The sequence below is a fragment of the Aequorivita sp. CRS11 genome (assembly GCF_059693805.1).
The window spans coordinates 1-972 of record NZ_JCATIG010000040.1 but is presented as its reverse complement, the minus strand read 5'-3'; the positions used below and the strand labels follow the sequence as shown (position 1 = coordinate 972).

The window sequence follows — 972 nt, the reverse complement described above, 5'->3', positions numbered from 1 at the left end:
GCCGCTTAAAACGGCCTATATTGGTTCAGGTTTAAAAAATTAAGGGGTTGTGCAACGGTTACCGGTGTTATGCAACGGTTTTTATATTTTTTTCTTATCCGGGTTTTTTCTGTTTGAAAATAAAGAAACAATCTCAACCGAACTTTCATTTATTCGATAGTAAAGATTGTTGTGTTTTTCAACGACAGCTTTTCGGATATTTTTTTTCTCAAATGATTCTGGAAAGATTTCAGGTGTTTTTGAAATCAGTTCGATTGTATGGTCTAATTTTGCAGAAAAAGTTCTTAATTCTCTTTCGGTCCAATTATTTTCAAGATATTCGATGGTTTCTTTAAGTTCAGATATTGCGTGGTCAGTCCACAGTATTCTATAACCACTTTTCATAAATTCCTTTCACGCTTGAGTGAGAAGTCAGTTTTCCGTTATCAGCATCTTGAATTCCCTTTTCTATAGATTTTTTCTCATTTGCTGAAATTTCATTCCACCAGTCGGCTTTTTCTTTTTCTCTTAATTTCATTAGTTTGTCAATCAGAGACTTGTCGTTCAATGTTGACAGCCATTGAATCAATTCAATTTTTTTATTTTCTAAACTTAAATCCATAATATCAAAGTTACAAATTTAATCTTATTATTCCCTTTTTGAACGTAATTTTTAACTGTTGCATAACGTTTAGTATAAAAGAAGTAGGGCTGTAAATAAGCAATTACTTTTCGGATTAACCACAAGCCAAATCTTTTGCATTTTGTTTTATCTTATTTTTCTAAAAGCCAAATCAAAAGATTTGGCGACCTCGCAAATAAGCCTGAAACATTGGGTTTAGCTCTTACTTGCCCTATTTTTTTTATACATTGTGCCTGTTGCACAACCACCTCTTCAAATATAGCAAAAGGCTTGTATAAAATTGAGAAGTTTCTTAATTTCATGCCTATGCAAGGCAAGAAAAACTATCAGGAAAAACTCTTCACAAGCTT

Annotated in this window: 3 protein-coding genes; 1 reads left to right on the top strand and 2 read right to left on the bottom strand. The window is 32.2% G+C overall.

Going from position 1 to position 972, the window contains the following annotated elements; genetic code table 11:
- Positions 1-81 precede the first annotated feature (81 nt).
- Together AC58DT_RS15650 and AC58DT_RS15645 are read right to left on the bottom strand one after the other, a co-directional pair.
- The gene (locus AC58DT_RS15650) at positions 82-384 is read right to left on the bottom strand and encodes a type II toxin-antitoxin system RelE/ParE family toxin (RefSeq protein WP_271394129.1); all 303 of its coding nucleotides are present in this window, start codon (positions 382-384) and stop codon (positions 82-84) included.
- The gene (locus AC58DT_RS15645) at positions 368-601 is read right to left on the bottom strand and encodes a hypothetical protein (protein WP_271394128.1); all 234 of its coding nucleotides are present in this window, start codon (positions 599-601) and stop codon (positions 368-370) included. Before AC58DT_RS15645 ends, AC58DT_RS15650 begins: the two co-directional genes overlap by 17 nt.
- A gap of 135 nt (positions 602-736) precedes the next feature.
- Between AC58DT_RS15645 and AC58DT_RS15640 the strand changes: the two genes are divergently transcribed.
- The coding region (locus AC58DT_RS15640) for a hypothetical protein (protein WP_497217725.1) at positions 737-972 on the top strand (236 nt) is incomplete at its 3' end.